This is a genomic window from Sphaerochaeta sp. (assembly GCA_022482495.1).
Classification (GTDB): Bacteria; Spirochaetota; Spirochaetia; order Sphaerochaetales; family Sphaerochaetaceae; genus RUG023.
Window position 1 is genome coordinate 1 of the sequence record JAKVPA010000008.1, and the last position, 22,628, is coordinate 22,628.

The 22,628-nt window shown below is 58.0% G+C and carries 20 protein-coding genes and 2 pseudogenes; 6 read left to right on the top strand and 16 right to left on the bottom strand.

The features are described 5' to 3' along the window. The 8 genes and pseudogenes from LKE28_09005 to mnmE form a co-directional block, all read right to left on the bottom strand. A partial coding sequence (locus LKE28_09005; GenBank protein ID MCH3908355.1) for a 1-acyl-sn-glycerol-3-phosphate acyltransferase occupies positions 1 to 290 on the bottom strand: 290 nt, incomplete at its 3' end. 35 nt (positions 291 to 325) lie between these two features. Continuing rightward, complete coding sequence (locus LKE28_09010; protein MCH3908356.1) at positions 326 to 1,957, bottom strand: DEAD/DEAH box helicase; 1,632 nt, start codon at positions 1,955 to 1,957, stop codon at positions 326 to 328. Between the two features lie 107 nt (positions 1,958 to 2,064). Next, positions 2,065 to 2,883, bottom strand: a complete 819-nt coding sequence (locus LKE28_09015; GenBank protein MCH3908357.1) for an aminotransferase class IV — start codon at positions 2,881 to 2,883, stop codon at positions 2,065 to 2,067. After that, positions 2,883 to 4,338, bottom strand: a pseudogene (locus LKE28_09020) (DUF87 domain-containing protein). The gene LKE28_09015 and the pseudogene LKE28_09020 overlap by 1 nt, the downstream one beginning before the upstream one ends. A 103-nt stretch (positions 4,339 to 4,441) precedes the next feature. Continuing rightward, the gene (locus LKE28_09025) at positions 4,442 to 5,887 is read right to left on the bottom strand and encodes a hypothetical protein (GenBank protein ID MCH3908358.1); all 1,446 of its coding nucleotides are present in this window, start codon (positions 5,885 to 5,887) and stop codon (positions 4,442 to 4,444) included. 2 nt (positions 5,888 to 5,889) lie between these two features. Further along, positions 5,890 to 6,537 (bottom strand): 16S rRNA (guanine(527)-N(7))-methyltransferase RsmG, encoded by a 648-nt coding sequence (gene rsmG / locus LKE28_09030; protein ID MCH3908359.1) that lies wholly within the window; start codon positions 6,535 to 6,537, stop codon positions 5,890 to 5,892. Further along, a pseudogene (gene mnmG, locus LKE28_09035) lies at positions 6,515 to 8,343 on the bottom strand (tRNA uridine-5-carboxymethylaminomethyl(34) synthesis enzyme MnmG). The gene rsmG and the pseudogene mnmG overlap by 23 nt, the downstream one beginning before the upstream one ends. 4 nt (positions 8,344 to 8,347) lie before the next feature. Then, on the bottom strand, positions 8,348 to 9,661 hold the full coding sequence (gene mnmE, locus LKE28_09040; GenBank protein MCH3908360.1) for a tRNA uridine-5-carboxymethylaminomethyl(34) synthesis GTPase MnmE: 1,314 nt from the start codon (positions 9,659 to 9,661) through the stop codon (positions 8,348 to 8,350). 70 nt (positions 9,662 to 9,731) lie between these two features. Between mnmE and LKE28_09045 the strand changes: the two genes are divergently transcribed. The 4 genes from LKE28_09045 to LKE28_09060 all read left to right on the top strand — a co-directional run bounded on the left by LKE28_09045 (position 9,732) and on the right by LKE28_09060 (position 13,037). Then, a complete protein-coding gene (locus tag LKE28_09045) occupies positions 9,732 to 10,724 on the top strand; it encodes an elongation factor P--(R)-beta-lysine ligase (GenBank protein MCH3908361.1) in 993 nt (330 codons plus the stop codon). A 20-nt stretch (positions 10,725 to 10,744) separates the two neighbouring features. Beyond that, positions 10,745 to 11,311, top strand: a complete 567-nt coding sequence (gene efp, locus LKE28_09050; GenBank protein ID MCH3908362.1) for an elongation factor P — start codon at positions 10,745 to 10,747, stop codon at positions 11,309 to 11,311. 46 nt (positions 11,312 to 11,357) lie between these two features. After that, on the top strand, positions 11,358 to 11,942 hold the full coding sequence (locus LKE28_09055; protein ID MCH3908363.1) for a manganese efflux pump MntP family protein: 585 nt from the start codon (positions 11,358 to 11,360) through the stop codon (positions 11,940 to 11,942). Positions 11,943 to 12,059: 117 nt separating this feature from the next. After that, positions 12,060 to 13,037: a bile acid:sodium symporter family protein gene (locus tag LKE28_09060; GenBank protein MCH3908364.1), complete on the top strand. Its 978-nt coding sequence runs from the start codon at positions 12,060 to 12,062 to the stop codon at positions 13,035 to 13,037. Here LKE28_09060 and LKE28_09065 read toward each other — a convergent pair. From LKE28_09065 to LKE28_09100, 8 genes are all read right to left on the bottom strand, one after another. Further along, positions 12,979 to 14,346: a hypothetical protein gene (locus tag LKE28_09065; protein MCH3908365.1), complete on the bottom strand. Its 1,368-nt coding sequence runs from the start codon at positions 14,344 to 14,346 to the stop codon at positions 12,979 to 12,981. The genes LKE28_09060 and LKE28_09065 overlap by 59 nt on opposite strands. A gap of 45 nt (positions 14,347 to 14,391) precedes the next feature. Beyond that, entirely contained in the window at positions 14,392 to 14,832 is a 441-nt protein-coding gene (locus LKE28_09070) for a hypothetical protein (protein MCH3908366.1), read from the bottom strand. 59 nt (positions 14,833 to 14,891) lie between these two features. Further along, the gene (locus tag LKE28_09075; protein ID MCH3908367.1) at positions 14,892 to 15,140 is read right to left on the bottom strand and encodes a hypothetical protein; all 249 of its coding nucleotides are present in this window, start codon (positions 15,138 to 15,140) and stop codon (positions 14,892 to 14,894) included. Positions 15,141 to 15,246: 106 nt separating this feature from the next. Beyond that, complete coding sequence (locus tag LKE28_09080; GenBank protein ID MCH3908368.1) at positions 15,247 to 17,370, bottom strand: ATP-binding cassette domain-containing protein; 2,124 nt, start codon at positions 17,368 to 17,370, stop codon at positions 15,247 to 15,249. 2 nt (positions 17,371 to 17,372) lie between these two features. Further along, positions 17,373 to 18,134: an ATP-binding cassette domain-containing protein gene (locus LKE28_09085; GenBank protein MCH3908369.1), complete on the bottom strand. Its 762-nt coding sequence runs from the start codon at positions 18,132 to 18,134 to the stop codon at positions 17,373 to 17,375. Continuing rightward, positions 18,106 to 19,527, bottom strand: coding sequence for a cysteine peptidase family C39 domain-containing protein (locus tag LKE28_09090; GenBank protein MCH3908370.1), 1,422 nt, complete (start codon positions 19,525 to 19,527; stop codon positions 18,106 to 18,108). The genes LKE28_09085 and LKE28_09090 overlap by 29 nt, the downstream gene beginning before the upstream one ends. Before the next feature lie 9 nt (positions 19,528 to 19,536). Continuing rightward, positions 19,537 to 20,055, bottom strand: coding sequence for a hypothetical protein (locus LKE28_09095; GenBank protein MCH3908371.1), 519 nt, complete (start codon positions 20,053 to 20,055; stop codon positions 19,537 to 19,539). Beyond that, on the bottom strand, positions 20,048 to 21,346 hold the full coding sequence (locus tag LKE28_09100) for an MFS transporter (GenBank protein ID MCH3908372.1): 1,299 nt from the start codon (positions 21,344 to 21,346) through the stop codon (positions 20,048 to 20,050). Before LKE28_09100 ends, LKE28_09095 begins: the two co-directional genes overlap by 8 nt. A 232-nt stretch (positions 21,347 to 21,578) precedes the next feature. Here LKE28_09100 and LKE28_09105 point away from each other — a divergent pair, with 232 nt between their 5' ends. Beyond that, on the top strand, positions 21,579 to 21,764 hold the full coding sequence (locus LKE28_09105; GenBank protein ID MCH3908373.1) for a hypothetical protein: 186 nt from the start codon (positions 21,579 to 21,581) through the stop codon (positions 21,762 to 21,764). Then, positions 21,761 to 22,606 (top strand): KamA family radical SAM protein, encoded by an 846-nt coding sequence (locus tag LKE28_09110; protein ID MCH3908374.1) that lies wholly within the window; start codon positions 21,761 to 21,763, stop codon positions 22,604 to 22,606. Before LKE28_09105 ends, LKE28_09110 begins: the two co-directional genes overlap by 4 nt. Positions 22,607 to 22,628: the final 22 nt, after the last annotated feature.

Consider the following 22,628-nt stretch of genomic DNA (forward strand, 5'->3'; position numbering starts at 1 on the left):
ACCTTGCCGAACAACGAGGGAATATCCAGATCACTCTGGTGGTTGGCGATGTAGCAGACCCGTCCGGTATCCTTGGGCAGGTTCTCCCGCCCGTCCACCGTCACCTTCACCCCTACCAGGAACAACAGGGCGTTGCTGGAAAAACGGGCGCACAGGTCGGTCCAACGGTCAGCAGCCTTGCGGGCATGCAACAACCGAAGCAGGGATCCTGGGATCAAGGCATAGACGACACTTGCCAACAACACGGGGAAAAACAATATGAATCCAATGATGACGCGGATCTTTGCCATGATGCATTCCCTCTCACGTACCGTTTTTCTTTTGTTTATGCCCAAACAGGCGGGCGAAGAACCCTGTCTTCTTCGGAGGCAGGGGTTTCTCGGCATTCTGCGGCGCGGCTGTCGGTTTGACCACCTTTGCCTTCTGCTTGGGTGGAAGCGGATGCTCGGCGTTCATCGGCCGGCTCTCCGCCTGGTATTCCTGCTTGTAGTAGGCAAGGCGCTCTTCCAAGGAAAGATTCTGGATCTCCGTATAGCTCTTGTGCCCCTTGTTCACGTCCACGAGGAGCGCCGCCACGGGAAGGAGCTTCTCCTCTCCGGCCGCCACGAGGACCTTCTCCCCTACGGGACGGACGGCTTCCACTGCGCGGCCGTTCGGAAGAACCAGATCCGCTTCGACGGGAACCTGAGTATCTGCCGCCACCTTGGCGGGATCCGGAGCGAGAGCGGGAATAGGGGGCATCGGGATCATGGGAGCTGTACTCACGCTCCGAGACGATGTCACGGAAACGCATCCCCTTGGTCTTGTCCACCACGGTGGGAAGATCACCGTTTTCCGGCCAGATTACAGGAATCTTCATCTTGATGAAGTTCTCGATGGCTTCCAGCCCATATACGTACTCTTCATCGGCGAACGTGATGGCCTTGCCGCTCTTTCCGGCACGGGCCGTTCGTCCGATACGATGGACGTAACTCTCATAATCCTCGGGAATATCGTAGTTCACCACCATGGGCAGGTCATCGATCTGCAGTCCACGGGCAGCCACATCGGTGGCCACCAGGTATTTGATCTTCCCCTCTTTCATCCGGTCGATGGTAGCCAGCCGTTTGGCCTGCGGCATGTCCCCCATCAGATAGCTGGTGGGGAATCCGTTCAGCGTAAGCCGCTTGGCGACTTCAATGCAGCGCGCCTTGGTGTTGGTGAAGATCAGGCAGCTTTCCGGGTTTTCCTTGGTCATCACCTGCAGGAACAGGCCGAACTTCTCGTCCTTGCTTACGTGGTACAGTTCCTGGGTGATCTTGTCCACCGTCACTTCTTCCGGATGGATGGCGATCTCCTGCGGTTCATTCATGTACTGCCAGGCGAGGTTCTGCACTTGGGTGCCCAGCGTGGCGGAGAACAGCATCGTCTGCCGTTCCCGGTTGTCACGAAGCAAACTGAACATCTTCTGGATATCCGGATAAAAGCCCATGTCGAACAGGCGGTCCGCCTCGTCCACCACGAAGAAATCGAACTGGCGGAAATCAATCTTGTGCGCCTTCTGGTAATCCAGGATGCGGCCCGGTGTGCAGACGAACAGGTCGCACCCTTGCTTGAGCAACGCATCCTGCTTTTCATAGCCCACACCGCCGTAGAAACAGCCGATGATGATGCCTTCCACATGGCTTGCCAACTTGATGGCGTCCTCTTCGATCTGGACGGCGAGTTCACGAGTTGGAGCTACGATCAACGCCTTGGGGGTATCCTTGCCCGCTTCCTTCGCCTTGACGAATGCCTGGAGAATCGTCAACAGGTAAATGGCGGTTTTTCCCGAACCGGTCTTGGACTGCACCATGACATCCTTGCCCTGAAGGGAGATGGGAAGGATTTTCTCCTGTACCTCGGTACAGTCGGTGAATCCGGCGTCGGCGACGCCATCAAGAACCGGTTGTGATAACGGTAATTCATTGAATTTCATACAAAACCTTGTTTTTCCTTATAGGATAATGACACAACGGTCATCAAAACCTGCACTCATGGGCAAGTTTATGCCAAATCTGATGCTCTGTCTACCTTGGGCGGAATTCAGTTCCGGTCATCCAATTCCCAGGTACGGACCATTTTGCAGATGGAAAGGGTCCGTTGGTGGGAGGGGGGGAGCTTCACCGACCCAATACGGGCAATTGGCATCGCAGCCATGCTGGTGGCGCTGATAAAGCACTCGTCGTAAAGTCCAGAGAGCAAATCCGCTTCCTTGGGCGCCTGAAACACCACCGGGATGTGCAGCTGGGCGGCAGCCTTGAGCACCCTGCTCCGGGTCACACCCAGGAGCACCTTCTCATCCGGCGCGGTGTACAACGTTCCGGAACGGAACGCGTAGAAATTACTGCGCGTTCCCTCCAGCGCCTCTTCCTCCCGGTCGATCAAAACAGCTTCGAAACAGCCCTGACGTTTGGCTTCCTCGACCGCCATGTAGTTGAGAAGCAGGTTCCCCGTCTTGCAGTTGGGAAGAAGCCGCTCCCCATGGTAGGTGATCACCCCGACCCCGTTGGTGTAGAAGCTATCCGGATAGGCAAGAAGCGGAGAAGCGATGACGAAGCACCGTGGCTCCGGCCCGCCGTACATCAGAATCTTCATCGTCGCGTCCTGGAGGCCATCGGCATCGATCAGACGGAACACCCAGGAGCCGATCTCCCCTGAGGTGAACGGATGGGCCAGATGGATGCCATCACAGGATGCCTTGAGACGGGCGAGATGGTCATCCAGATGGACCACCTTTCCTCCCAGCACCCGAAGCGATTCATAGGTGCAGAATCCGTACTGCACCTCCCGGTTGGTCACCGGCACCACCGCGGCGGCCACATCGACCACCTTCCCGTTATACACGACATGCGTTCCAAGCATTACGGTCCTCCCTGGACAATATCCCCGGCGTCCTGTTGGCCGAGGCTGACCGAGCCGGGATAGCGGAGCAAAGGACGGGGCTTCGAACCATTGGCCGGTCCGACGTACCCCTGTTCCTCCATCTCCTCCACCAGGCGGGCTGCGCGGTTGTACCCGATGCGCAGCCGCCGCTGCAGGTAGGAGGCGGAGGCCGCCTTCCGTTCCACAACGATGTCCAGCGCCTTGCGCATCAACTCATCGTCGTTGTCGTCATCGCCGCCGATCATCTCGCCATCGTCGACATCACTCTGGTCGCCCTTCTCCGGCTCGTCTTCAAAGAACGACTCGTCGATGTAATCCTCCACCCCTTGCTGTTTGGCGAAGTCCACCACCCGCTCCACCTCGCCATCGGAGAGGAAAGCCCCCTGGATGCGGGCCGCTGCGGGATCAGAGGAAGAGAGATACAACATATCGCCTTTGCCCAACAGTTTCTCCGCTCCCATCTGCTCGATGATGATCCTGCTGTCCTGTCCGCTGGTGACGGCGAAGGCGATGCGGCTGGGGATGTTGGTCTTGATGATTCCGGTGATGACATTGACGCTGGGCCGCTGGGTGGCGAGCACCAGATGGATGCCCACCGCCCGGCTCATGGCAGTCAGGCGGGACACCTTGGTCTCCATCTCCTTGCCCACCGTATGCATCAGATCGGCGAACTCATCGATGATCACCACGATGTACGGAAGCTTCTCTCTGAGGATGTGCCCCTGGCGACACCTTCTCGTTGTACCCCAGAATGTTCCGGGCGTTCAGCCCCTGCAGCAGTTTGTACCGCCGCTCCATCTCCCACAGGCAGAAGTCAAGCGCCTTCAGCGTACGTTTGGGATCGGTGATGACCGGCGTGAGCAGGTGGGGGATGCCATTGTAGATCTGCAGTTCGACGATCTTCGGATCCACCAGAATCAGACGCACGTCTTTGGGGCTCTTCCGGAACAAAATGGAGCAGATCAGGCTGTTGACGCAGACCGATTTGCCACTGCCCGTGGCTCCCGCGATGAGCAGGTGCGGCGTAGTGGAGACGTCGATGACCACCGGCTGTCCCAGCAGGTTTCGTCCCAGCACCATCGGAATCATGTAGTTCTTCAGATCCATGGCAGGAATCATTTCCTTGAATCCCACCGTATCCCGCTTGGCGTTGGGGATTTCCACCCCGACGACCGTCTTGCCGGGAATCGGCGCCACAATACGAACCTGTGTGGCGGGAAGCCTCAGCTGGATGTTGTCCGCCAGGTTCTCGATCTGCGTCACCCGCACCCCGGGTGCCGGCATGATCTCGAACATCGTCACCGTCGGCCCCTTGATGATGTCCTTCAGTTCCACCTTCACATGAAACTCGTCCAATGTCTGGACCAGACGATCACCTTTTTCCACCGTGGCGGCATCCACATCACTTCCCGATGAGGGGTAATCCGTCAGGATGCTGGTCGGTGGAATGTGGTAGTCCAGATTTAGACGATTAAGGAGCGCGCTCTTTCCCGCGTTGGCGGAGGACAACCCTCCGACCCCGGATTCACTCTGCAGTTCATCTTCCACAGCCGCCTCTTCCTGTTTCTCTGGTGTCTGCGCCACGGGTTGGGACGCCGGTTTTGACGTAGCGGGGCCGGAGGATTGGGAGCTGCAGGGGGCACCGACCGCTCTCCTGACGCACCGCCATCTCAGGCGGTGGAGAGGCCGGCTTTTCGGGAGCGGAAGCGGGAATATCAATCGGCCCGGAGGGCGTGAAGAACACCGGTTGGCGGGAAGACAGGACAGGAGCCGGTTGCTGTAATGGCGCAGGCGGGGTTTCCGAAAGCTCTGGGACATCCTCAATCGGTTTGGAGAACGAAGATCCCATCTTCGCCAGATCCTTGTGCTTGCGCTGGTTCTCCTCCACCGCTTCAAAGAGGAGACCTTTCCCATGACCGAAGGCTGGAGTGGACTCTGAAGCTGTCTTCGTCTGGGATTTCGGCGCTTTGCCTACTGCTTCCAACGCCCCTTGAAGAAATCCGGAAAGTGTTTTCCGGGGCACCGGTTTTTCCTTCACGTCCGCCGCGGCTACCGGGGGAGGATCGATCGGATTGGTCCGAGTCACCTCGTCACGGATCACCTCCAAGGTCTTCAGCGACACCACACCCTTCCCCAACGGATTGGACGCTCCTTGCGCGGGAGAAGAATCCTGCAAAGGCGCAGGATCTTCCGTTGGCACTTCCGGATTTTTCCGTTTCAGATGGTCCAGCTTGGGGACTTCCATGAACGAGGGAAACCTCAGCGCTTCCTCCCGGCTTGCACGGTCAGGGACGACCACCGTGGTCCGTTCTTCCCCTGGTTCCGGAACATCATCTCCCGAGGTGCCTTTTTTGCCGGCCGCCTTGGCCAGCTTCTTCGCTTCTTTCGCCTTCCGTTTCTCTTCCCTACGCATCTGTCGTTTGGAGAGAACCGGTGCTGCAGTCTCTTCCGGCTGGGATGCCAGTCGGGCCGCTTCCTGCTTGGCTTTGAATTCCTGCTTCTTCCGATAATGGGCGTTGAGCGGTTTGGCAAGGAGGATCAACAAGACCAAAACGACCAGTTCGGCAATCATCAAGAGGACCACCCAGAGCGCCGCTTCCCGAAGCGGTTTGCCATCGGAAAGAAGCCGTTGGTAGGCAAGCTGGGGAAACGCGTGCCCGCTTTGGATCCCCGAGAAGAAATTCGCCGTGGCGAACAACAGGATCCAAACGGGGAACGTCAAGAACGAGAACGGTTTCCGATGCCGGAACAGAAACGTGCAGATTCCCAGCGCGCCGCAGAAGACGGCAAGCGGAAGCAACGCAAAGGCGGAGGAATAACCGAATCCCAGCGCCGCGATCACCGGAGAAAACGCTGAGGCAAGGAATGCGGGAAGACGCCCGGAAAGCGAGAGACCAACCATCGTCAGCAACACCAGGCACGCGCCCAGCATCACGACGCCGAATATCATCGAAAACCACCCGCCTTTCCGCCGTTTCCCCATCTTCAGTCCAATCTCCCCACACACAGCGAACGCTCCGCGTCAAGGAACGGCACGGAAAGTTTGACCTGCTTAAATTTCCACGGACGATTCAGGTGGGACAACTCCTCCCTGAACACTTCCTCACGACCTTTGTACAGCATGACGACGCCACCCCGTTTCAGGATAGGGACGACTTCATCCTCACTCTCATAAAAGGGATGGAACGCCCTGCAGGTTACAATCTCATACTGCTGCTCCACCTCGCAGAGCCGCTTGCAGACCACCTGGACGTTGTCCAAATGGCACCCCTGGATGGCCATCTGCAGGAACCGGGCACGCTTCTCCATCCGCTCGATCAACGCGAAGCGCACCGAAGGAAGCCCGATGGCAAGCGGAATGCCGGGTAGTCCCGCCCCGCTTCCCAGATCGGCAACCGTCGGGTCTTGATACCCTTTGGCAAGTGCCTTCAGCGTCGGGAGTCCCGCCAGAGAGTCGGCGAAGTGGCGGACGATGAAATCATCCCCCTCCGCCTTGACCATCTTCAGGACGGGATTGTACCGATCCAAAAGGTCGTAGTACCGGACCAGCTGGTCTTTCTGTCCATCGGAGAAGGACAGAGAGAGCTTGTCCAGACAGGCATCCAGCAGTTCATGATTGATCGGTTTTCCCATGGAACGTTCCTTTTTTCAGATGGAGGATCAACAACGCCAGGTCGCTCATACGCACCCCATTGACCCGGGACGCCTGTCCGACGGAAGCAGGACGCACGCTCTTCAGCTTCTCCCTGCCTTCACTGGACAACCCCACCACCTCATCGTAGGAGAAATCTTCCGGGATGGCAAGGTTCTCCAGCTTCTCAAACCGGGCGATTTCTCGATCCTCTTTGTCAATGTAGCCCTGGTACTTCACCTCCAGCTCCGCCTGGTAGCGGATCGCCTCCCGGTACGAAGCCAGTTCCGGGATTACCGGAATCATGTCGGTGATGGTTACCTCGGGGTTCTTCAACGCCTCGTAGGCGTTTTTCTGCTGGTATCCATGCTGGTGGAGCAACTCCTTCACCGCATCGATGTCTGCAACCTTCCGCCTTAGCCGTTCCAACGCCTCTTCTTTCTGCAATCCGACATCACACCCTTTTTGGGTGAGCCGCTGGTCACTGGTGTCGTGGCCCAGATGCAGACGGTATTCGGCACGGCTGGTGAACATCCGGTACGGCTCGGTGGTGCCCATCGTTACCAAATCGTCGATCAACACGCCGATGTACGCCTCGCTGCGCTTCAGGATCAACGGCGCTTCGCCCCGCAGTTTCTGCGCCGCGTTGATGCCGGCCATCAAGCCCTGGCACGCCGCTTCCTCATAGCCGCTTGTCCCGTTGGTCTGACCGGCGACGAACAACCCTTCCATCCGCTTGCTTTCCAGCGACGGATACAACCCCTTGGGATTGAGGTAATCATACTCCACCGCGTAGGCGGGACGCATGATCTCGGCGTGCTCCAGGCCCCGGACGGTGTGGATGAACGCGTCCTGCACATCCTCGGGAAGCGAGGAGGAAAGCCCGTTCAGGTACATCTCCTCCGTCCCCAACCCTTCCGGTTCGATGAACACCTGGTGCCGGTCACGCTGGGGGAAGCGGACTACCTTGTCCTCGATGGACGGGCAGTACCGTGGCCCTTTGCCGACGATCTTGCCTCCGTACAGCGGGCTGCGGCCGATGTTCTCCCGGATGATCCGATGGGTCTCGCTGTTCGTCCAAGTGATGTAACAGGGTACCATCGGGCGATCCACCGTATCGTAATCAAACGAGAACGGCATGACTTTCTCGTCGGCATCCTGCTTTTCCATGACATCCAGATCCAACGAACTCTTGCGTACCCGTGCCGGAGTGCCGGTCTTCAGACGCCCCACGTCAAACCCCTTTTTTCCGGAGGGCCGTCCCTAGTCCGATGGCAGGCCAGCTCGTTGAGCCGCCCGCAGGGTGCGTCGTACTCGCCGATGAAGATCTTGCCTTCCATGAACGTCCCGGTGGTCAGCACCATCACCCGGCTGGTGATGCGGTGGCCACGCTGGGTGACCACCCCCTGGTAGCGATGGTTGTCATCGTCCTCCATAATGTCCACCACGGTATCCATGAACAGGTGAAGGTGGTGCTGCCCTTCCAGCGTTTCCTTGGCCGTCCTGCTGTAGGTGAACTTGTCCGCCTGGGCGCGGGGCGCCTGGACGGCAGGGCCACGACGACGGTTGAGGATCCGGTACTGGATCATGCTCTTGTCGATCAGATGGGCCATCTCCCCGCCCAGGGCATCCACTTCCCGAACCAGATTTCCCTTGGCAAGCCCGCCGACGGCAGGATTGCAGGAAAGCCGCCCGATGGTATCCAGACTCTGGGTGACCAGCAATGTCTCAAACCCCATGCGGGAGAGCGCCAGACAGGCTTCGATGCCTGCGTGCCCACCTCCCACTACGATCGCGTCATATTCCATGATTTCACTTCCCTACACAGAACCCGGAGAAAATCTTGTTCAGGATATCTTCCGTTGTCACCGCTCCGGAGATCTCCCCCAGGCTTTCCAGCCCCTGTTGCAACAGGGCAGCGACGATATCCAGCGGAACCTTCTGGGCGTTCAGCTCCAACGCGCCGCGGATGGAGGATGCCGTGGCGTCCAGAAGCGTGTGTTGCCGCTCCGACTGGACCACCACATCCTCTTCCCCACGCGGAGCGCTCTGGCGGAGTTTCGCCCCGATGGCGGCAAGCAACTGAGGAACTCCTTCTCCCGTGAGGGAGGAGACGGAAAGTCCGGAATGCTTCTGCAAATCATTTTTGCTCCAGACGACCACCGTCCGGCCATCTTCCGGAGGAACGGGATCCCCGTCTTCCCGGAGATAGACGACCACATCCGCCTGGGCGATCAGATCCTTGGTCCGCCCAATTCCCTCCCGCTCCACCACATCCCCGCTCTCCCTGAGTCCCGCCGTATCGTACAACCGCACGGGGAACCCGTCGATGACGCAGGCTTCTTCAATGTAATCCCGGGTGGTGCCAGGCACTTCGGAGACAATGGAACGGTTTTCCTTCAACAGCAAGTTGAACAACGAGCTCTTTCCCGCGTTGGTGCGGCCGGCAAGCACCACTTTGGCGCCACTGCCGTACAGACGCCCCACCTGGTAGGTGGAGGAAATCCGTTCGATCTCCGTGGCGATCTCCTCCAACTGCTCCTCCGGAAAGGTGAAAGCGTCCAGTTCATCCTCGCTGTAATCCAACTGCACTTCGATGGCGGCCATCACGGTAAGGAACTTCTCCCGAAGGTTTCCCAGCCGCTCGCCCAATACGCCGCGCAGGCGATTGAGCGCCATGCGGGAGCCGACATCGCTCTGGGCGTCGACCAGCTCCTCCACCGCCTCTGCCTGGGTGAGATCCATTTTCCCATGGAGGAACGCCCGGTAGGTGAACTCCCCCGGCTGGGCGGCCCGAAGCCCCAACGCCCCGAGGACGGAGAGGATCCTGCCGATGACGACCACCGACCCGTGGCAGGTGATCTCCAGCGCGTCCTCTCCGGTATACCCATGGGGCGCGCGGTTTACGGCGACGACCACTTCATCCACCGCATCGCCGGAGGCATCCTGGACAAACCCGTGGACCAATGTGGCGTTGGACGCTTTCCGCAAGGCCTCAGGCCGGGAAAACGCGTTTGCAACGCGTTCCAACGCGCCGTTTCCGCTGACCCGGATGATGGCCAGCGCGCTACGTGTCCACCCGGTGGCCAGGGCATAGATGATGTCGTCCGTCTCATACCGCTGCATACCCGGCAAGTATATCGGCCGGGGCGATGTCTTGCAATGCGACAAGGACCAAACTACAATGCCGTACCGTATGCGTACCGAGATGATCAAACGCCGGAGCCAACTGCTCCGAGCCATGCGGAATTTCTTTGATGCCAAAGGATATCTGGAAGTGGATACCCCCAGTCTCTCGCCGGATCTGATCCCCGAGCCGACCATCCAGAACTTTGAGACGACCTTCTCCAACGAGTTCGTCGGTAGCAGGAACCTGTACTTGATCCCCAGCCCGGAAGTGTTCATGAAACGCCTGATCGCCGACGGCTCCGGTTCGATCTACCAGTTCTGCCACTGCTTTCGCAACGACGAGCAGATCGGGGAGAACCACAACCCGGAGTTCACCATGTTGGAGTACTACACCGTCGGGTTCGACGAACAGGATTCCATTCCCCTTACCGAAGAGCTGGTTGCAACTTCCAGTCCGAAGGATGCCGACCAGGCGGTGCTTCCTCCGTTTCGGCGCATCACGATGAAGGAAGCGATGTGGGAGTACGCCCACGTCGACCTGGATGCCTGCCAAAAGCAGAGCGCCCTTGCCGAGGAGTGCCGAAAGCACGGCCTGATGGCACCCACCAGCCCGGAAAGCTGGGAAGAGACGTTCAACCGGCTGTTCCTCACCTTGGTGGAACCCAACCTCCCCCAGGACAAGCCGCTGGTCTTGGACCGCTACCCGGCCCAGATCGACTGTCTGGCCAAACGGGACGGCGCCTACCGCAAGCGCTGGGAGATGTACATGAAAGGCGTGGAGATCGCCAATTGCTACGACGAGGAGCGGGATGTGGAGACGGTGCGCGCCTACTATGAGAAGGAATACGCCCGTCTGGTGGACGAGCGCGCCAAGAGTGGACAAGCCATCCCCGACGTGGATCCCGCCTTCGCCGATATCTTCGCCCATTTTCCCCAGACCAGCGGGGTCGCCATGGGGATCGACCGTCTGTTGATGGTCCAAAGCGGAGCTCATCAGCTGGGGGATTTGATTCTTTTCCCCTTCTCTGCTATGCTATCTTCCGGCAAAAAAACCAATTAGGGATATAGAGGTAGATCAATATGTCAATGAAAGCAGGTCAGATCGACAAGGGAACCGCACTTCTGGTGAAGGGTCAGCCGTACGTCGTCGTGGAACGTGAGTTTGTGAACCCGGGCAAAGGCTCGGCGTTTGTTCGTATCAAGATGAAGAGCCCCACGACCGGCCAGACGCTCTCTGATACCATCAAGACCCAGGATACGGTGGAAGACATCTCCGTCGAGGACCGCGACTGCCAGTACCTGTATCAGGATGGTGAATTGTTCCATTTCCAGAACACCACCACGTTCGAGGAAGTGACGTGCCCGATGACCACCTTCCCCGATTACCAGTATCTGATGAAGGAAGGCGATACGTATCGCTGCACCTTCTGGGAAGATGAGCTTCTGGACATCCAGATCCCCAGCAAGGTGGTCTACACCGTCGCTGAGGCGGAGGAAGCGGTCCGTGGCGACACCGTCACCGGGACGACGAAGAACGCCGTCACCGACACCGGTCTGAAAGTCCGCGTCCCGATCTTCATCAAGGCGGGAGAAAAGATCCGTGTCAACACGGAAACGAAAGAATACCTGGAAAGGGTGAACGACTAAGGGAGGGACCCGAAAGGAGCTGGAAGACAGCTCCTTTTTTTTGCCTATGGGAATACTTGACTTCATTTTGCTTGGTGTAAGCCTCTCCATGGACGCGTTTGCCATCGCCCTGTGCAAGGGACTGTGCATGCATGGCGGCATCAAGTACCGGGATGCATTGGTCATTTCGGGATTCTTCGGGTTCTTCCAGTTCCTCATGCCAGTCATCGGCTGGGCGCTGGGTGTCCGCTTTGAGAAATACATCACCAGCATCGACCACTGGATCGCCTTCGCCCTGCTTGGGTATCTGGGAGGCAAGATGCTGTGGGACGCCAAGCATGAGAAGGTGGAGGACGCCTCCTCCTGCCCCACCGATCCCAAACTGGATATGAAGGAACTGCTGTTGATGGCCATCGCCACCTCCATCGACGCGCTGGCCGTCGGCATCACGCTGGCATTCCTTTCGGTGAACATCTGGCAGGCTTCGTCCATCATCGGGGTCACCACATTCATCATCTCGTTCGCCGGGGTGGCCATCGGCAACCGGTTCGGCACCAAATTCCAAAAAGGAGCAAAAGTTCTTGGCGGATGCATGTTGATCCTGATCGGCACCAAAATCCTGCTTGAGCATCTGGGAATCCTTAGTTTTTGAATTTGTATGCATAATATTGCATGAGTATTGCATATTCATGCAAAAATACCTCTTTACACAATTTCTGGAAAAGTCTATGCTTTCCTCAATCATTCTTTGTGATTGAGGGAAGTACCTATGGAAGTCTTGAAAAAGATCAGTAGTTTCGTGGGCAAATGGATGGCGATCATCGCGTTCGTCATCGCCGCATTCGCCCTGTTCGTTCCGACGGCATTCACCGGTTGGCTGACCACCAAATGGGTCAATCCGCTGTTGATGCTCGTCATGTTCGGTATGGGATTGACCATCAAACCCAGCGATTTCGCCGTGGTGTTCAAACGCCCCAGGGACATCATCATTGGGTTCTGCGCCCAGTTCGGCATCATGCCGCTCCTTGCATGGATGCTTGGCAAAGCGTTCCACCTGCCCCCTGAACTTCTCATTGGTGTTGTATTGGTCGGCACCTGCCCGGGAGGAACGTCCAGCAACGTGATGACCTATCTGTCCAAAGGGGACGTTCCCCTCTCCGTCGGCATGACCTGCGTCTCCACGCTGCTCGCGCCGATCATGACGCCGCTGATCACCTATCTGATCCTCCGACAGACCGTTGAAGTCAACATCCTGGCCATGTTTCTTTCCATCGTGAAAGTGGTGTTGATCCCTATCGGACTGGGTCTTCTCATCAACCATTTCTTTGAGAAGCAGACACAGGACGCCGTGGCCGTCCTGCCGTTGATCTCCGTCACCGCAATCGTCATGATCATCGCGGCGGTCGTTTCGGCCAACAGCAAAGCCATCATGGGATCCAGCGCCATCGTGTTCGTCGTCGTGATCCTCCACAATATCCTGGGATATGCGTTGGGCTTCGGCCTTGCCTCGTTGCTCCACCTGCCGCTTGCCAAGAAGAAAGCGTTGTCCATCGAGGTGGGCATGCAGAACAGCGGACTCGCCGTCAGCTTGGCCAAGACCAGTTTCGCCGCCTATCCGCTGGCGACCGGTACCGGGCGCCTGTCTTCAGTGTCTGGCACAACATCTCCGGAGCCATTCTGGCCAACATCTACAACCGGTTCGTCGAAGAGCCGAAGAAGGTGGAGGTCCCCGCGAAGGAAACCGTAGCGCCCAACGCGTGACGGTTTTCTTCCGCAAGCTTGACGCACGCGATCGCGTGCGTCTTTTTTTTGCTCAGAACGGAGCGGGAGAGGTGAATTCCATCACCTGGTGGGTCGCCGGATGGACGAATGACAGGAAGCTTGCGTGGAGCATCAGACGCTCCCCTTCCGCCCGCGTTCCGTACAGGCGGTCCCCGACGATGGGGATGCCCAGTCCGTAGCGGCTGTGCACCCTGAGCTGGTGGGTCCGACCGGTATGGGGAGTGAACCGCACCCGGGTCACCACCCGGCCGGGGGAGAGGTCGAACACCCCGAGATTCTCCCAATCGGTGACGGCTTGTTTGCCTCCCACCGGATCGATCACCTGGTACGGCCGGTGTTCCCGATCCTGCCGGATTGCCAGGTTGATCGTCCCACCCTTCTCCTTCAGAATGCCATCCAACACGGCGATGTACTGTTTGTGGATCTTCCCTTCCGCAAACTGACGGGAGAGATCGGACTGGGAGACGGCGGGTCAGGCCGTAGACCAACAGGCCGGACGTGTCCATGTCCAGACGATGGACGGATGGCTGGACGATGGAGAACGGGAACAGCCGGGTCACCCGCTTTTCCACGCAGTCCTGCTTCTCCTCCCCGATTCCCGGGACGGAGAGCAATCCCGCCGGTTTGTCCACCACGACCACCGCATCATCGGCGTACACCACGTCGATGCCCAGCATCCCTTTGATCAACGGCCGGCACCGTTCCTGACAGGGGGGATAGCATTCCTTATGGATCCGGGTGCCGGATGCGTTGTCCCTGCCGTAGAAACACTCCGCCATGCTGACGGGAAGCCAGCCTTGGGAAAAACAGTATGAGAGCAGTTTGGGAGCGCAACAGTCTCCCGTCCCTACCGGAGGCATCGCCTGGGGGAACAGCGTCCTGAGCGTCAGCACGGAGCCATCAATGGCGGAAAACCGGTACAAGTTGAAGTATGCTTCCAGACACTGGCGGTTCGCTTCGGCGGAGGAAAGGCTCTTGTCCCACTGCTGTTTCACATCCTCCCATGCTGCGGGATCCAGGCACGGAGGCACCCAGCCGGGAATCACCCACCTGCCGTCATACTGGCCGCTGAACGCCTTGAGAATGTGGGGGGAACCGGAAGCGTCCCGGGCCAGCAGGACCCCGAGCATATGCCCTCGGGCGGGAGAGAACAGATAATCGGTGGAAACCTTTCCCTCCGTCTCCCAGTCCATCGCATGGTACTGGTCCAGACGGGAACAGAGTTCGGTAAGCAATGATTGTGCCCGATTGACGGGAAGCGGCGTGTAGGTCACGGATACAGTATGACGAGAGAAGCACGATGATGGCAAGCGCGACTGTCAGGCCAACGGATCGTAATCACGAAACGGACCGTAGATGTGCACCTCGGGGTGGTAGCGCTTGTCAAAGTCCTCCATGGAGATGTCGTGCTCGGTGTCGATCAGTCCCTGCCGGATCTCCGTCTTCCCCAACCGGTCCTTGTACTTGTCAAATCCTTCCCAGACATGATCCATGAAGATGTCGCCATCCCCGCAAAACAACGTCCCGAACACCGAGCAAAACCGATGCATGTGCATGCCGAACATGACGAAATCCTCGTAGGTGGCGCGCTTGCTGACGAACTCGGAGCACGCGGCGACTCCCTGGATGCGCATGTACGTGTAAAACAGCCCCCATGCTTCATTGGCCGAGCACCCGAACCAATCGTTGGATTCCAACGTATAGGCCCGACGAAGCAACGCCCGGAACACATCATCGCGAAAAGGTTCCTTCTCCACCATGTACTCCATAAAAAAGGGCTACCCTCGCAAGGTAGCCCGTATCGTTCAGAGATATTCCATCAACTTCCCATTATCGTCACCGTCGTTCCATCTGCAGTCTCCTGCGTGGTGACCGTCGTCAACGGATTGTTGGACGCAACGGTGAATCCATTTGCCGTGGGAATGACAGAAATCCGCTCCGGTACCACCGCGTGCAAACGGAGCACCGCAACCTGCTTGCCGCCCTGGACTTTGGCCAGATCCTCGTCAGAGACGGGAACCGCCTTTGCCGGGACTCGGCCAGCGTTTCGCATTACTTTGGCCTTCATCTCGTTTTCCTCTTACCTGGAATATATCCCAGATGTTCCCAAAAGTCCATCCTACAGCTGTTGCCGGGTGATCAGAGAGGTGAACAGGTGGTCGTCGGTGTTCAGTTCATCGAACGTTCCTTCCTCCGCAATCCTCCCTCCATCCAAGACAAAGATCCGATCGCACTGGCGGATGGTGGAAAGCCGATGGGCCACAATGATACGGGTGCAGGAGAGCTTTTCCAATGATTCGGAAACCTTCTTCTGCGTCAGATAATCCAAGGCGCTCATCGCCTCGTCGAAGATCAACACGGACGGATGGGAAACCAGTGCCCGGGCGATCATGATCCGCTGTTTCTGACCTCCGGAAATACCGCCGGGAACCTTCACTGATGTGGGTGTACATGCCCATCGGCATCCGCCGGATGTCGTCGGCAATGCCGGCGATCTCCGCCGCGCGCCACACCTCGTCGTCCGAGATGCTGCTGTCCATGATGGTGATGTTGGACAGGATGTCCCCGGAGAACAGCTTGCCGTTCTGCAACACCACGCCGATGTGGGAGCGAAGGGAAGGAAGATCCAACGTGTTGATGTCCTTGCCGTCGTAGTAGATGGCTCCCTCCTGCGGTTTGCCGAAACCGAGCAGCAAACGGATCAACGTGCTCTTGCCACACCCGGTCCGTCCGACGAACGCGACGTACTGTCCAGGCTGGATGGTCAGGCTGAGGTCATCAAACACCTTGGTGTTCTGGTCCTCATACCGGAAACTGACGTTGTTCACCTCGATCTTCCCGGCAACCTCTTCCACAAACTGCTTGCCGCTGGTCAGTTCCGGCACCGTTTCCATCAAGGGTTTGCCGATCTTCAGCGCCGGTCTGATCTGGGCGAACACCGAAGCAAGCTGGACGAACGAAAGCAACGCTCCACTGAGCAATCCATAGACCAAATTGAACGCCACGAAATCCGGCACGCTGACATTTCTCGTCACGCCGACGAACGCGAACCAGATCGTTCCAAGCAGGGAGACGGCTCCGATGATCACCTGGGAGACGCGCAGGAACACCGGCATTCCGTATTCCGGTTCCTGCGCCTCCTTGTACAATGATGCCCACCTGCCGAACGCCCGTTTCTCTGCACCGGCGTTCTTTACTTTCTGGATACCGGAATACAAGTTGTAAACGAATGCGTACAACTTGCTCTCCAACCGGATTTTCTTGTCCTGGATCCCTTGGAACAGCACGATGCTGATCACCGACAGGACCAACTGGACGACGAGGACCGTCAGGGCAGGAACAACCAGGTAGGGCCCGAACAGATGAATCTGGGCCAGATAGACCAGACTGAGCAGCACCGTCAAGCCGGAGCCAAGAAGCAGATTTGCCATCAGGGACGGAAGCCGGTTGAACGCGTCGGTAACCTCGGTCAGTTCTCCGCTGGAGTAGCGGGAGAAAAAGGAAGACGGGAAATACATCATGCGAGCCATGACGGCACTCTGGAACCCATCCTCCACCCCCAGGGAAATCCGACTGCGCACCAAATCCCGGCTGACGCCCACCAACGCCTGGGAGACGGCGACGCCACTGAGCATCAAAAACAGCGTGACGACCAGGGAAACCTCACCGACCGGCACCAGTTTGGAAAACAGGAAACGGATCGCCCACGGCATGACCAACGACAGGGCTGTCAACGCCAAGGCAAGAAGCAGGAACAACAGGTAGTCCCGTCCGTTGGACAACGTCAGGAAGAACGAGAAGAGATCATGACGGGAGAGCGCCCGCTGGGGAAGCGGACGATAGAACATCACCGCTTTCTCCGTCAACAGGGACGCCGTCTGGGCATCGACCTTGAGCCGTTTACCTTGGGAATAATCAAAGAAGGTGTACCCGCTGTAGGAGCGGGGGATCAAGGCGACGGTCGTGCCATCCTTGGCATGGCAGAGCATGGCGGAACGGCTGTTTTTCCACCACGACGCATCCAACGTCACCGCGCGTCGCATGTACCCGGCGGGTCGAAGCATCCGATCGATCTGCACATCCACGTCATCCAGCCGGTCGGCGCTCTTTGCATAGGGAACATGAAAATACCGGCACAGCTCCTCCACCGACGTACGGGCGCTCTGCCGCCTGAGTTCTTCGGTGGCCATCGTCTGCCTGCCGCCCATGATCAGGGACGCGACATTGAAGAACGAACTCTCCACCGTGTCGTTGTCGTTTTCGATCTTCCGAATGATCCGCTTGCGTCCGTTGTCCATACCTACTCCACCGTGACCAGGTGGGAATACAACCCACCTGCCTTGAACAGTTCTTCGTGCCTTCCCCGTTCGACGATCTGTCCATGATCGAGAACAATGATCTCGTCACTGTCCCGAATGGCGGAGAGCCGGTGGCTGATCACCAGCATCGTCACGCCATGGGCCTTGATGTTGCGCATCACCTGGTATTCCGTATCAGCGTCCAGCGCGCTGGTGGCCTCATCCAGCAACAAGATGGAAGGGGATGAGGCAAGCACCCTGGCGATCTCAAACCGTTGCAACTGTCCTCCGGAGAAGTTCCGGCCATCCTCGGCCACCCGACAACTGTACCCACCCTGCCGGAGCATGATGTCGCCATGGATCATGGCGTCCCGGCACGCCTGGATCACCGTGGAATCCTCGATGGTGTCATCCCACAGCTTCAGATTCTCCATCAACGTCCCTTCGAACATCTTGCAATCCTGGTCGATCACCGCGATGGAAGAGGTCATCACCTCACGGGGATACTCCCTGCGCAGTTTTCCGTCAAAGCGGATATCCCCGCTCCACGGCTGGTACAACCCAAGGATCAACTTGGCCAGCGTGGATTTGCCACTTCCCGTCGGCCCGACCAAGGCGATGGTCTGTCCCTTCTTGATGGAAAGATCCAGCGACGGGATCACCGGTGGCAGCATCCTGCTGTAGCCGAACTGCAGTCCCTTCACATCGATGTTCCCTTCCAACGGGGTGAGTTCCTCACCTTCCTGGACCTTTCCGTTCCTCAAGCAACGGATCCTCCGGATAATCCATCACGTCCCAGATCCGTTCCACCGAAGTGGCCATCTCCTCCAGACTCTGCTGGTCCGCCAGGAGGTTCTCCGCCGGGGCGAGGAACTGGTTCATGAACGCCTGGAAGGCCATCAGCATACCCACCGTCATCTGCCCGTTGATGATCATCTCCGAGCCCAAGGCGAGTACGATGAGTTCGGAAAGACGGTGCACCAGCATGGGAACGGCATTGGTGACGGCGTTACGCCGGGCAAACGAAACGGTCGTCCGGGTCAACAGGCTCCGCATGCCGGCCCATCGGTTGAAGAACCCGTTCTCCGCGCCGCTTGCCTTGATCGTATCGATCATGTCGATGCCGCTGACCGTGGTGGAACGAAGCTTCGACTGGTTGATCATCGTGGCGTTGGAATAGGCGATACGGCCTGCCGAAGCAATCTTTCCGGCGATCAGGTTGACGCCTGTGGCGCACAACGCCACCAACGCCAACGGGACACTGTAGGAAACCATCAGATACAGGTACACGCAGATCATCACCAGGTTGACCAACAACGGAGCCAGTTTGGTGGTGATGGTGGAGGACACCTCGTCATTTTCGGTTTGACGGGCCGCCACATCCACGCTGGAGCGCTGGGAAAAGAATGAAAGCGGCAGGCAGAGGCTGTGCCACATGAACTTCACATTGGACAGAATGGTCAGTTTTCCCCGGAACTTCCGGATGGCCACCTCGTCCAACAAGGATGCCACCACCTGGAAGATGATCAACAGCAGGAGGGCCATCAGGAATGGGGACAGATACCCCGGTTTATCCTTTCCCAGGATCCGGTCAAGATAGAATCGGTAGAACGCCGGCATCACCACCGCCGTAGCGGAAGAGAGCAACGTGGCCAGCATGACAAATACCAGGGAACGGCGTATGCCGGCGATTCGGGAACCGATGAACCGCCACACACTGGGCTTTTTCCCCTCGGGGACAAATGTTTCGTCAGGGGAGAACTCCAGACAGATGCCGGTAAACGAATCGGAGAGTTGCTGCATCGTCACGGTGCGACGGCCTACCGCAGGATCGTTGATCACCGCTTTACCCCGGAAGAATCCCGCAAGCACGACAAAATGGTTGAATTCCCAGTGGAGGATGGCGGGAAGCTTTGCCTTTTCCTTCAGATATTGCAGATTGCAGGATACGGCTTTCGGTCCAAGCCCGTACAAACGGGCTGTCTTGACCATGGCAAGCGCGTTTGCGCCATCACGGCTGACGCCACAGTCCAGCCTGACCTGCTCGAGCGGCAACCATTTGTGGTAGAAGCAGCAGACCATGTCCAGACACGCGGCGCCGCACTCCTCCGCTTCCATCTGCATCACCTGGGGAACCCGAACCATTCTTCCGCCCATTTCCGCCCCCTACTGGAGGATGTATTGGATCGGTTTGATCCGTCCCAACAGAATATTCACGTCACACAACGTACCCGTCGCGACGGGAAGGGATTGGTTGGAGATGATCGTCACCCGGTCCGCATAGTTGCTGGTCATCAAGTTGAACAACAGCCAGTCACTGGAAACGGTGGAGGCAACTTCCTGCCGGGAGAGCGGCGTCTGGGAAACGGCATACACCCGAGCATCATAGGATTGCTTGCCACGGGGAGGAGTGATGGCAACCTGCTTGCCCACCAGATACAAGTTGTTCTCCGACACGGGAAGATAGGCAACCAGATGCGTGCCATCCACCACCAACGCCTTGGCGTTGATCGTCTCAGGAATGCTCCCTACCGCCGCCCAGATGAACACGGAGACCATCAGGACGAGAAGCGCGGCCAGCAGAAACCACCAGCCGGTGTGGGTCACCACGATGTAGCTGTCCAGCTGCTGGGGGTTGGTGATGTGCTCCAGACTTTCCTTGCGGAACAGGCCATCGTCAGGCATTGGCATCCTCCGGTTCGCCTTTGTCCACCTTGGCCATCAGGAAGAACGCCACCAGCATGGAGACGCAACCGTAGATGAACAAGGAACGATAGCCGAAGCGGTCGATACACGCCCCGGCGATGGGCGGCGAGATGATCGACGCCAGCTGGCTGAAGAAGTAGTACAACCCGGTGTAGATCCCCACCGTTTCATAGGTGGACATCTGCCAGAGCATCGGGAAGCTGTTGGTCACCACAGTGACCCAGAAGATGCCAAACAGGAACAGCAGCAACCAGAACGTGTATTTTGCCACGGACGAAGAGAGGGAAAGCCCCCCTTGGATGAAGATCAACAGGAGGACAACCACCAGGCAGACCAACGCGCCGCGGATCGTCTTCTTCCTGCCGTGCAGGTGGGCGAAGCGTCCGGAAGGAATGGCGAACAGCGCGTAGGCGATGCCCACCATGCCGGCAGCCAGGGATGCCGTTCCCTTGCTGGTATGCAGCACTTCCAGAGAATACTTGCCGACGAACGGCAGAATCCCCTGATACCCAATGAACCAGAACAACAGGGAAAGGAGAATGAACAACGCGCTCTTGTCCTTCTCCCCAACCACCGCCTTGATGGAAGCCCAGATCGGTTCCCGTTTCTCAGAGGCCTGACCGCCTCCCTGCCCCTTGGATTCCTTGACGAACAGGAACAGCAGCAACACGGCGAGCAACACCAACAGGGACGCGAACGGGAACGCCAGAATGCCGGTCTGCTTCTCCGCGAACCCAGGCACAGAGACCGGCACGTTCATCAGCCGGGCGAGCCCTACCGTACCGACGATGGTGGCGATGCCCCCCATGGTGTTGATCACCCCGTTGGCCTCACTGCGAAGGTCTCCGGGGATCATGTCAGGCATCAGGGCGACGACCGGGCCCCTGACGGCCTGTTTGAACAGATTCAGGATGAAAATCAACGTAACCAGCAACACCAGGCTCTTCAACGCCGCGTACGGCATCAACGCATAGGCTACCGCGCTGATGGGCAGGCAGGTGATGATGTACGGCATGCGCCGCCCAATCCTGGTATGGGTATGGTCGGACAGGGTGCTGAACACAGGAATCAAGAAGATGGCAAGGATGTTGTCCAACGTCATGATGGTGCCGATCACCGAGTTCCGTTGGATGAATTTTCCCAAGAAAATCGGCACGTACGTGTCGTACAGGGGATCCATCAACCCCATGGTGAAGAAACCCAACCCAATGAGGAACGTGGTCAGATAGTACCCTTTCAGATCTTTCTTTTTTTTCGCTTCCTGCTGCATAACCGTCTCCGATGTCCCCAAGCATACCATATTTTTTCTGTTTGGGAACGTTGATTCTTCCATGCTACCCCCGAGAAGCGCACACGTCCATGGAGAAACGCTTTCCTTCGGAGGAATTGATGGTTTTCTCGTACAAACCAGCAACACCACGAACCTTTCCCTCTTTTCCCTCTTCGTTGCAATCTTTCCGCTTTTTCCCTATAACTGAGAACATATGAGCGGAATTCATTCCATGCAAGAATTGGCCGGGCGTCTCGATCTGACCGATGATGAACGTGCATTTGATGAGCGGAAACCCCACCTCCCGGTGAACATCACCGATTATTTCTTTTCGTTGATCGATCCCAACGACCCCGAACGACCCGCTCCGACGCCAGGTGGTCCCCACCCGCTACGAACAGACATCCCAGCCCTATGAGGATCTCGACCCGTTGGAAGAAGGTGAGCCACAGCGTCACCAGTCGCCTGATCCATCGCTACCGCAGCCGTGTGGCGTTCCTGGTGACCGACATCTGCCCGATGTACTGCAGGCACTGTTTCCGCCGACGCTTCACCGGGACGTTCCAAGGACCGGCAAGCGAAAAGGAAATGGAGGAAGCAGCCGCATACTGCAAGGCCCACCCGGAAGTGACGGAAATCCTGTTCACCGGTGGGGACATGATGACCCTCTCCGACCAGGCGATCGACCGGATGATCACCATCTTCCGTACGGCGCGAGCCGATCTGGTCATCCGGCTCTGTACCCGCATCTGCGTCTCCCAGCCCCAGCGGGTGACGGACAGCCTGGTGGAAATGATCACCTCCCACCACACCGCCCCCTTCTATGTAATGACCCAGTTCAACCATCCCCGGGAACTGACCGACGCGGCGCGTGAAGCCGTCGCCCGGTTCGTCGACCATGGGATTCCCGCGATGAACCAGACAGTGTTGCTCCGTGGTGTGAATGATGCCCCTGATGTGCTGGAAGAACTCTGCAACAAACTGGTTGCAAACCGAATCAAACCGTACTACCTGTTCCAGGGGGATCTGGTTTCCGGTACGGATTATTTCCGCGTTCCACTGGCCCGCGGCATGGAGATCGAGCAGGAACTCAGACGGAGGCTTTCCGGCCTGGCCATGCCGGTCTACGCAGCCGATCTCCCCCATGGCGGCGGAAAAATCCCCCTCTGCCAGTCATACATTGTCTCCCAGGAAGACGGAGTATGGACGTTCCGCACCCCGGAAGGTGGAATCCGTCATTACCGCGACCCGCAGACATGAAAAAGGACCGGTTTCCCGGTCC

Excerpts from the sequence above, each read along its gene's own strand:
- LKE28_09110 (MCH3908374.1), top strand. The coding sequence starts at position 21,761 with ATGAGGATCTCGACCCGTTGGAAGAAGGTGAGCCACAGCGTCACCAGT.
- LKE28_09105 (MCH3908373.1), top strand. The coding sequence starts at position 21,579 with ATGCAAGAATTGGCCGGGCGTCTCGATCTGACCGATGATGAACGTGCA.
- LKE28_09045 (MCH3908361.1), top strand. The coding sequence starts at position 9,732 with ATGCGTACCGAGATGATCAAACGCCGGAGCCAACTGCTCCGAGCCATG.
- LKE28_09070 (MCH3908366.1), bottom strand. The coding sequence starts at position 14,832 with ATGGTGGAGAAGGAACCTTTTCGCGATGATGTGTTCCGGGCGTTGCTT.
- LKE28_09090 (MCH3908370.1), bottom strand. The coding sequence starts at position 19,527 with ATGGGCGGAAGAATGGTTCGGGTTCCCCAGGTGATGCAGATGGAAGCG.
- LKE28_09060 (MCH3908364.1), top strand. The coding sequence starts at position 12,060 with ATGGAAGTCTTGAAAAAGATCAGTAGTTTCGTGGGCAAATGGATGGCG.
- mnmE (MCH3908360.1), bottom strand. The coding sequence starts at position 9,661 with ATGCAGCGGTATGAGACGGACGACATCATCTATGCCCTGGCCACCGGG.
- LKE28_09015 (MCH3908357.1), bottom strand. The coding sequence starts at position 2,883 with ATGCTTGGAACGCATGTCGTGTATAACGGGAAGGTGGTCGATGTGGCC.
- LKE28_09025 (MCH3908358.1), bottom strand. The coding sequence starts at position 5,887 with ATGGGGAAACGGCGGAAAGGCGGGTGGTTTTCGATGATATTCGGCGTC.
- LKE28_09010 (MCH3908356.1), bottom strand. The coding sequence starts at position 1,957 with ATGAAATTCAATGAATTACCGTTATCACAACCGGTTCTTGATGGCGTC.
- LKE28_09095 (MCH3908371.1), bottom strand. The coding sequence starts at position 20,055 with ATGCCTGACGATGGCCTGTTCCGCAAGGAAAGTCTGGAGCACATCACC.
- efp (MCH3908362.1), top strand. The coding sequence starts at position 10,745 with ATGTCAATGAAAGCAGGTCAGATCGACAAGGGAACCGCACTTCTGGTG.
- LKE28_09075 (MCH3908367.1), bottom strand. The coding sequence starts at position 15,140 with ATGAAGGCCAAAGTAATGCGAAACGCTGGCCGAGTCCCGGCAAAGGCG.
- rsmG (MCH3908359.1), bottom strand. The coding sequence starts at position 6,537 with ATGGGAAAACCGATCAATCATGAACTGCTGGATGCCTGTCTGGACAAG.
- LKE28_09100 (MCH3908372.1), bottom strand. The coding sequence starts at position 21,346 with ATGCAGCAGGAAGCGAAAAAAAAGAAAGATCTGAAAGGGTACTATCTG.
- LKE28_09080 (MCH3908368.1), bottom strand. The coding sequence starts at position 17,370 with ATGGACAACGGACGCAAGCGGATCATTCGGAAGATCGAAAACGACAAC.
- LKE28_09055 (MCH3908363.1), top strand. The coding sequence starts at position 11,358 with ATGGGAATACTTGACTTCATTTTGCTTGGTGTAAGCCTCTCCATGGAC.